Raw genomic sequence first — 8,361 nt, 5'->3', positions numbered from 1 at the left:
ACTCCTTTTTGGAAAGAAGCTGATCGGAGAAACTCCTTCCATTGTAAGCTTATAAATTTTTTAATCATTGTATGTGTGAGTTAGTTGTATGGTTAGTATCGGTTTTTTTGATTTGTTACATTTTGATTGTGAATTTGTTGTTTGGATATGTATTTTTTACTTTTTATTACAAAACATAAACTCTTAGACTTATAAACCGTTAAACTTTATTTTTTTTGTCACGAATTCACGAATGTTTTTGTGTTTACTCTTGTGGAAATTTCCTTGAATTCTTTACTCTTTTATGATGTAAAAACTTCCTGAATGACATTTGAAAGTATCTTGATTCATGAATCTTGAGGTCTTGGGGCTTTTTTTGTTGATTTGTTTTTTGTCAATTCGTTAATTGTTTATGTACTATCTTGTCTAGTTTTCATAAACTCATAAACTTCGTTAATATACAGTGCTTTTTAGTGCTATTATAGTTTTTTGGTTGTAATTAATGAACAAATCGTTTTTAAAGCCTTGTAGTATTGTTTATTTTTGCGCAATTATTCGCGAGTAGCGATCATTTTTATTTAAAAAATTGCACAATGTCAGATTTTCGTCAACTAGAAGTACGTCATATTCATAGAGAAACACCAAACGCCGTAAGTGTTGAGTTTCATGTTCCAGCAGCGTTACAACCTTCTTTTTCTTTTAAAGCAGGACAGTATGTTACGCTTAAAACCATGTTGAACGGTGAAGAAGTTCGCAGAGCGTATTCGTTATGTGCCGCGCCAAAGGAAAATAAGCTTTGCATTGCTATTAAGGAAGTGGAAAACGGTTTATTTTCTACGTATGCGAATAGAACGTTGACCGAAGGCACAGTACTAGATGTACATTCGCCAGAAGGAAATTTTGTATATACGCCATCAACACATCCAGGAGCCGTTGCGCTTTTTGCCGCAGGAAGCGGAATTACACCTATGATGAGTATTTTGAAAACGGCTTTGGATTATGGAAATACAGTAGCTTTATTGTATGGAAATAAATCGCCAGAAGAAACTATTTTCCATGATGAATTGATTGCGTTGACTGAGAAGTATCCTAATTTTTATTTGAAATTTGTGTATAGTCAGGCACGTGCCGAGAATGCGTTGGCAGGACGAATTGATAGTACAGCGGTGAATTATGTGGTGAAAAACCAAATGAAAGACGCCGATTTCAAGCATTTTTATATTTGCGGACCTGAAGCCATGATTCAAACGGTTTCTGAAACCTTAGAGAATAACGCCATTTCTAAAGAGGCTATTTATTTTGAATTGTTTACTTCGTCATCTGAAACGAATGAAGCAGCAGAAGCGGTTTCTGGAAAGTCTAGCATTTCTATTACGGTTGATGATGAAGAGTTTACGTTTGATATGGATGCCAGCGAAACTATTTTGGACGCTGCATTGAAACAAAAGATTGATGCACCATATTCATGTCAAGGTGGAATTTGTAGCAGTTGTATTTGTAAAGTTACCGAAGGAAAAGCGGTGATGGAGAAGAATCAGATTTTAACCGATAGCGAATTGGAAGAAGGAATGATTTTAGCATGTCAGGCACATCCAACTACGGCTACGATTGCTGTGGATTTTGATGATATTTGATGGGTGTTGATTTGTTTTTTTGTGAATTTGTCTATTTGTTGATTTCACTCACAACTTAAGCAGCATTTTTTTAATCGATTCCTAGATCACCTGTTAAGGAATGATGTAACTTAATTTCACTGACAGGAACTCCTGTACTGTCTTCTACAACTGCACAGACAATTCTTTCTATTTCATATTTGTTGGAGATATCTTCAATAGAAATTAGTTTGTCAAAATTCATAGAGATAATCCAATCTATGAGTTTTCGCAAAGTATTTTCTGCTACAGGTTCTGTACGATCGTACAACTTAAGACCAAAAAACTTTACTTCTTTATTTAATGTTTTATTTAAGTCTAAATCGACTAAATCTGGGATTTTGAGTTGTAGTTTTATTTCTAATCGTTTCCATTCAGAAGCTAAATTTGTTTCAGATAATATCTCTGACATTTTAGTATTTGGAGTGATGTCTTTTTTATCATTTCTAAATTGTTCTAACGCTTTTCTAATTCTGTAAAATACTATTTGAGATAGACATTTTTGATTCGGTTGCGTTTCTATTTGCTCATAAACATAATCAACTATTTGTTGTACAGTTGCAAGCATTTCAGCTTCAGCATTTGGTATTGAAATTCCAAATGTTTTTTCAATTGAAACTATTAGTGCTACAGAATCTAGGCTCATATTGTATAATTTAAGGATTACAGCTTAATAAATTTCTCTTATCTGTTTCTCTAAGTCAGCAATTCCTTTTAAATCTCTTAAAGTTCACGCTTTTTCCTATTAGTATCAGCTCTATCAATAATGCTAAAATTAATTCGAAATCACTTCCACAATTTTATCAAAAACTGCTTTTGGCGTAATGGTTTGCATGACATTTTCGTAACCTTCTGGATATTTGTTTCCGTAGATAGAAGTTGGCAATAGAGGATATGTTGATCGGTCTGCTAATAAAGCATTTTCTTGTGGTTGTGCAAACGGATAAAAACCAGCGTACGGATGTGTAACTCCCCAAATTGTAATTACTTTTTTTCCAAACATGGCAGCTAAATGGGCGTTTCCAGAATCCATAGAAAGCATTATATGTAAGTTGGAAATTAGGTTTAATTCTTCTTCAAAAGAAAATAAACCTGCGGCGTTGACGACATTATCATATTTACTTTCCCAAGTAACTAATTGTTTTTTGTCTGCCGGACCACCAAATAAGATGATTTTATAGTTTTTTGCTTCACTTAGTTTTGCAATGACAGCTTCCATTTGAGTTGCTGGATAGGTTTTTCCAGCGAAAGCGGCAAAAGGCGCAATACCAATGCGTTTTTTGTTTGTTTCACCAATGAATGAAGTAATCTTTTTTGTGATTTTTAAGCGTGCTAACACATCTTTATTGGTTAGTTCAATATTGTACCCTAGTTTTCTAAAAACATCCGCATAACGTTCATGTGTCGTTTTGAGTTGCTTGAAGATTTTACCTTCTGTTTTGGTCAATGCTTTTTTGTCAGCTCTACCTTTGTCTATTTTACAGATTTTGTATCCGCCAAGTTTAAAATACGTTCCTAAAATTTTAGATCGCAATACGTTGTGCAAATCGGCAACGAGATCAATCTTTAGTTTTTTGAGTTCTTTGTAGAGTTTGAAAAGTCCAAGAACACCTTTGTGTTTTCCTTTTACATCTGCGGTATAAAAAGATACATTGGGAATGTTTTGAAAGATTGGTTTTAAGAACGCGCGCGAAACCACCGTTATTTTTACATTTGGATACGTGCGCAGCATCGTTTTTATGACAGGTACAGTCATAGCAACGTCTCCCATGGCAGAGAGACGTATGACTAAAATGTGTTTGGAAGCTTGTTCCATGGTTTTGAATACCTATGTGAGACTTCTGTTATTTGTTTTTGTTGTACAATACTGGATTTAGATCGTCGTCGTTGTACATTTTCATTTGCTTGTACACTTTCATGTATTTGTTACCACTTTCAATATCGGCAATTAATTGATCGATGGCGGTAGAAAGATCTACACGTTGTTCCAATAAAATGTTTAGTTTGTCTTGGCATTTTGCTCTGTGTGCATCAGAAGCATCTTTACGATCTGCTTCTTCTTGCATGTGGTATATTTTTAGCGCTAGTATTGATAAACGATCTAGTGCCCAAGCTGGACTTTCTGAGTTGATCGTTGCCGAATCTTTTACCTGAACGCTGTTGTATTTTTGAAGAAAGTAGCTGTCTACATATTCTACAGTATCAGTCCTATCTTGGTTAGAAGCGTCAATTAATCGTTTTAATTTTAATGCTCCTACAGGATCTATGTTAGGATCTCTAATGATGTCTTCGTAATGCCATTGAACCGTATCAATCCAATTTTTTCTATACAATAAATGTTCTATTTTATCTTTTGGATATGGATTTTCAAATGGCTGGTTTACATCATCAATGATATGGTATTTTTCAATGCTTTCTTGAAATATTTTGTTTGCTAGATCACTAAACATAATTCGATTATTTTGATACAAATATACGTTAATATTTGAGTTTAGTATAGGAAATAAAAAAAGCCGCTTTTCAGCGGCTTTTCTTAAGGTTGTGGGGTACTTACTATTAATTATTTTTTAACAAATTTCTTACTAGCAACTTTGTTATTTGATGCAAATTTAGCATAGTACATTCCTGGCGCTAACCTTTGAACGTCTACTTTATATTCGCTTCCAAATGCACTTACAGTTGTAGACATTAATCTGTAACCTCTGTCATTGTAAATTTCAACAGTTACGTCTCCTGCAAATTCACTTGCGTTGATTGCAATTTGATTTACTGTTGGGTTTGGATATAATCTTAATCTTTCTGATACATCTTCTGGAGCCGCGTTGATTGCGTTTCCGTTTGTGAATAATACATCTCCTGAATCAGCTCTTGATGTAGAGGTAGCATCTGTACGTTTCACTCCAAAGTCAATGTTAAATAAGTCATTGTTCATGTTTACAGTGTAAACTCCATCTGGGCTAGCTGTTCCTGAATCTGGATCATACGTATTTCTGTATGTTTCAAAAATAGTATCATCTGGAAGTGTTAATACAATGTGTACTAATCCTGGAGGAATATCATCTACAAGGTAGTTAGGATCTAAGAAACCGAATCCACCGTTTGATGTTTGTGTAAATGCTACTAAGGCATCTAAGTTAGGATCAAAGAATCCATCACCGTCAGTATCAGCATAAATTTCTACTGGTAAACCGTTAAGAGACGCTTCTCCTGGATCAGCAATACCGTTTTCATTTTGGTCATCAAATACAACTCCTGTTACTTGGAATAAAGTAGAAGGTACTCTTACACCAAAATTAACATCAACTACATCTGTGTTAACACTAGAAACAGCTCTGTTAGATGGTGTTGTAAATACTCCGTCTGCTGGTGCTGCTGGTGCAATAATTATATTTCTAAACGTTACGTTAGTAAATAAATAATCTCCGTTAGTAGAAGTTGGAATTGTACTTACAGCATTATCTCCTGCATCAAGAATTCCATTTGCATTTGCATCGTTGAAAAGCGTTACTCCAATTCCTGATAACCTACCTTCATTTCCGTCAATGATTTGATCAGAGTTTTGATCATCCCAAACAATTCCTGAAACGTTATATAAGATTACAATTATTCTTTGGATACCAAAGTCTACAGTTGTTGAAACTCCTCCTGATAACACTACAATAACTGGTGTTGTTGGATTGTACATGAATTGAGAAGTACTAGCTGGTACAACTACTTGAACAATTACATTTGGTGCAGTGATTCCTAAGAATTGGTAGTTACCACTTCTGTCTGAAGAAGCTGTATCAATTAATGGCTCACCTCTATCAATTCTTCCGTTTCCGTTAACATCATCAAATAAGTTAACTGTTACACCTCTTAATCCTGCTTCAGTTGTTGCATTAGTTCCATCAGCGTTTTCATCGTTGAATACGTTTCCTGAAACTACATAAGAAGTAGCTACTTTGTTAACTCCAAAGTCAACATTAAATATATCTGTACTTACTGAGCTATTAGTTAATCTTGCAGCAGTAGTTAATGTGTACGTATATTCAGCAGTGTTTTCTGGTACTGTAATTGCAGTTACTGTGTTTCTGATAGTTATGTTAAGGAATGAATATGTTCCATCAGCAGCAGTTGTAGTAGTTTGGATGATTGTATCATCGTCTCCTAATCTTCCATCTCCATCTTCATCAACATATAATGTTAATGTAATATTTTCTAATCTTCCTGCTTCTGTTGCATCAAGTGCAGCATTTTCATTGTCATCATCGTATACTGTTCCGAAGATACTGTAGTTAATGATTTCAAATTCATCAATTCCGAAGTCAACATCAATTACATTCGTAATTGTTGAACTTACTGATTGTGTTGCAGCTGTTGTTAATGTATATGTAAATGCTCCAGTGCTTGTTGGTACAGTTACTTCTACAATTGTGTTTCTTTCAGTTACACCTGTAAAGATATAATCTCCAGCTGTTGCATCTGATGTTGTTGTAGTGATTACTGTATCAGTAGCATCAAGTATTCCGTTTCCATCATTATCAGCATATAAAGTAACTGTTACTCCTGCTACGAATCCTTCGCCAGCATCTTGAACACCACTTGAATCATCGTCATCAAATACAGTTCCTGAGATATCATATAAGATTACTTCTTCTCTGTTAATTCCGAAATCAACATTGTTTACATCATTAATTGTAGAACTAGTGTTTACAGATCCTGATGTTGTTAATACATACGTGAATGTTCCGTTGTTTGTTGGTACAGTTACTTCTACTACTGTATTTTGTACAGTTACGTTTAAGAAGCTATATGTTCCATCAGTTGCAGAAGTTGTTGTAGTTATTACTGTGTCTCCAGCATCAACAGTACCATCAGCATTGTTATCAGCGTATAATGATAATGTAACGTTTTCTAAAGCAGGCTCTCCAGCATCTTCAGCACCGTTTGCATTGTCGTCATCAAATACAGTTCCTGAAATATTGTAATCGATTACTAAGTTTTCGTTTATTCCAAAATCTAATCCGTTTACGTCTGTAATTAATGAGCTTACAGCCTGTGTATTAGATGTTGTTAATACATATGTAAATGTTGCCGTGTTTCCTGGTACAGTTACGATTGCTAATACATTTTCAGTTGTAATGTTTGAGAAACTGTATGCTCCGTTAACGTCAGTTGAAGTTGAAGTAAGTGTTGTATCAGCTACGTCTAAAACTCCATCAGCATTGTTATCAGCATATAATGTAATGTTGATTCCGTCTAAAACTCCGTCTCCAGCATCTATTGTTCCGTTTTCGTTATTATCATCAAATACAGTTCCTGAGATATTATAGTCAATTACTTGCTCTTCATTGATTCCGAAGTTTACATTAGTAATATCAGTTGTTGTTCCTTCTACAGCAACTACATCTGGAGTTGTTGCAGTATAAGTAAAGTTTGGTGAGTTTCCTGGTATTCTGAATTCAACTAAAGTTTTTCTTGTAGTAACATTGTTAAATTGGTATTCACCATTTGAACCTGTAGCTCTATTTGCTATTTGATTGTCGTTAGCATCTAACAAACCATCTTCGTTCATATCCTCATATAATCTTACAACTACATTCTGAATTCTTCCTTCTGACGGGTTGATGTCACCACTGTTATTATCATCATCAAATACAGTTCCTGAGATGTTGTAATCGATTATTGTTGTTATGTTTACTCCATAATCAACATCATTTACATCTGCAATTGTTGACATTACTGCTACTAATTCTGGTGTCGTAGAAGTATATATAAATTCTGGCGTATTTGCTGGTGTACTTGACATTACTAAAGTATTCTTGTCTGTTACATTGCTAAAGCTATATGTTCCGTCTACTCCAGTTGTCGTAGATGTAATCATTGTATCTCCAGTATCAAATGCTCCATCTTCATTATTATCACGATATAACATCATTGTTACATTGTCAAATCTTCCTAATTCAGTAGTATCGATAATTCCGTTTGAATCTTCATCCTCAAATACTGTTCCTGAGATGTTGAAGTCAATAACTTCGTCTTTAAAAATTCCGAAATCAACATCATTTACATCTGTAATTGTAGAACTTACTCCTACTTTAACTGGTGTAGTTGCTGTATATGTAAATGCTGGTGTGTTTCCAGGTACTTCAACTCCTACTAACGTATACTCAGTTGTTACATTTGTAAAGCTATATGTTCCATTTACTCCAGTAGAACCAATTTGTAATAGTCCATCTCCAGCAGTTAATGTTCCACTAGCATCGTTATCAGAGTATAACTTAACTGTGATAGCGTCTAAACCAGCTTCAGTATCGTTAGTTCCATTTGTATTGATGTCATTGAATACAGTTCCTGAGATGTTGTAGTCAATTATTTGAAGTTTATCAATTCCGAAATCTAACCCAGTTACATCAGTAGTTGTAGAACTAGCAGCTAAAGTAGCAGCTGTTGTTAACGTGTATGTAAAATCTGCTGTGTCTGTTGGTATTGTTATAGCAAGTACAACATTTTCTACAGTTACGTTTGCAAAGTTATAATTTCCATTAGCTACAGAATTTGTAGTAGAAATTACAGTATCTCCAGCATCTAAAGCGCCGTCAGCGTTGTTATCAGCATATAATGTAATTAAAACTCCTTCTAAAGCAACTTCTCCTGCATCAGCAGCTCCGTTAGCATTGTCATCATCAAATACATTTCCTGAAACATTGAAGTTAACTACTTGTTGTTCGTTAATTCCAAAATCAAC

Annotated in this window: 5 protein-coding genes; 1 reads left to right on the top strand and 4 read right to left on the bottom strand. The window is 34.5% G+C overall.

The window, feature by feature from the left end:
• The first annotated feature begins 572 nt into the window (after nucleotides 1-572).
• Entirely contained in the window at nucleotides 573-1,613 is a 1,041-nt protein-coding gene (locus AB8B65_RS05765) for a 2Fe-2S iron-sulfur cluster-binding protein (protein WP_405299908.1), read from the top strand.
• A 70-nt stretch (nucleotides 1,614-1,683) separates the two neighbouring features.
• Here the strand turns inward: AB8B65_RS05765 and AB8B65_RS05760 are convergent, their stop codons facing one another.
• The 4 genes from AB8B65_RS05760 to AB8B65_RS05745 form a co-directional block, all read right to left on the bottom strand.
• Nucleotides 1,684-2,277 carry a phosphopantetheine-binding protein gene (locus AB8B65_RS05760; protein ID WP_405299907.1) on the bottom strand — a complete coding sequence of 198 codons (594 nt, stop codon included), beginning with the start codon at nucleotides 2,275-2,277 and terminating at the stop codon, nucleotides 1,684-1,686.
• 129 nt (nucleotides 2,278-2,406) lie between these two features.
• Nucleotides 2,407-3,447, bottom strand: coding sequence for a glycosyltransferase family 9 protein (locus tag AB8B65_RS05755; RefSeq protein WP_405299906.1), 1,041 nt, complete (start codon nucleotides 3,445-3,447; stop codon nucleotides 2,407-2,409).
• Nucleotides 3,448-3,475: 28 nt separating this feature from the next.
• Nucleotides 3,476-4,081 (bottom strand): DUF4254 domain-containing protein, encoded by a 606-nt coding sequence (locus tag AB8B65_RS05750; RefSeq protein ID WP_405299905.1) that lies wholly within the window; start codon nucleotides 4,079-4,081, stop codon nucleotides 3,476-3,478.
• Between the two features lie 110 nt (nucleotides 4,082-4,191).
• A partial coding sequence (locus AB8B65_RS05745) for an SdrD B-like domain-containing protein (RefSeq protein WP_405299904.1) occupies nucleotides 4,192-8,361 on the bottom strand: 4,170 nt, incomplete at its 5' end.

The sequence above is a fragment of the Kordia sp. genome, from assembly GCF_045105435.1.
Lineage (GTDB): Bacteria > Bacteroidota > Bacteroidia > Flavobacteriales > Flavobacteriaceae > Kordia.
This window is presented reverse-complemented; position numbering and strand designations above follow the sequence as displayed.